The following is a 782-nucleotide window of genomic DNA, read 5'->3' on the forward strand; positions in this document are numbered from 1 at the left end:
ATCCGCCCAAATTGCGTGATCTGGCTATCTTGGCTCGATTTCTGATTCACTCGGAATACCGAGTGTTTATCGCTATAAAACGCTAAAGGCTTGCCGTATTGCTCAATGTAGGCTCGGGTTGAAAGCATATAATCAAAGGTCGTTTCAGCCTCACAAAAGCGCAGATGCAACAGCTTTCCAGTGGCGTCATCGATATAAACCAGCAAGCAGCATTTGGAAGCTCGACCTTCAAACCAGTCATGATATGAGCCATCGATCTGGATCAGCTCACCGAAGCAATCACGGTTGTATCGAGGCTGATATGGACGTTTCAGGCGCTTGGATCGAGGAATCCAGAGGTCATTTGCAGTCATCCAGCGACGAACCGTTTCTACCGGGATATTCAGGCCAAACATGCTGCTGAGCTTTTCATGCGCCAAGGTGGGTCCAAATCCAAGCAGATGTTCAGAAATAATGGAAAGACATTCTGATTTTAACAGGACGTCATGGCGACGATGACCCGGTTGACCACGACTGGCATGTGCCATACCTGAAACACCATCTTGATTGAGCTTCTGCAATAACCGGGTAATTTGACGGGTGGAAAGATTCAGGATTTCAGCAGCACGGACCTGGGTAATACGATGATCTCTAACGTCTTGCAGAACTGCAAGACGTTGAATTTCTTTATCAGACATAGTGATCAGCATTTATATTTTATATCCAGTCCATGGTGATAAAAACCATCATAAACCAGACATTTTTATTGGTGAGAATATAGACACTTTAAATGGGTTCTAACA

1 protein-coding gene is annotated in these 782 nt (G+C 44.9%); it reads right to left on the bottom strand.

Translation table 11 applies throughout. The features are described from left to right. A partial coding sequence (locus tag MTX11_RS16565; RefSeq protein ID WP_243475624.1) for an ISNCY family transposase occupies window positions 1-689 on the bottom strand: 689 nt, incomplete at its 3' end. Between the last annotated feature and the right edge of the window lie 93 nt (window positions 690-782).

It is taken from the genome of Acinetobacter lwoffii (genome assembly GCF_022809915.1).
GTDB lineage: Bacteria > Pseudomonadota > Gammaproteobacteria > Pseudomonadales > Moraxellaceae > Acinetobacter > Acinetobacter lwoffii_M.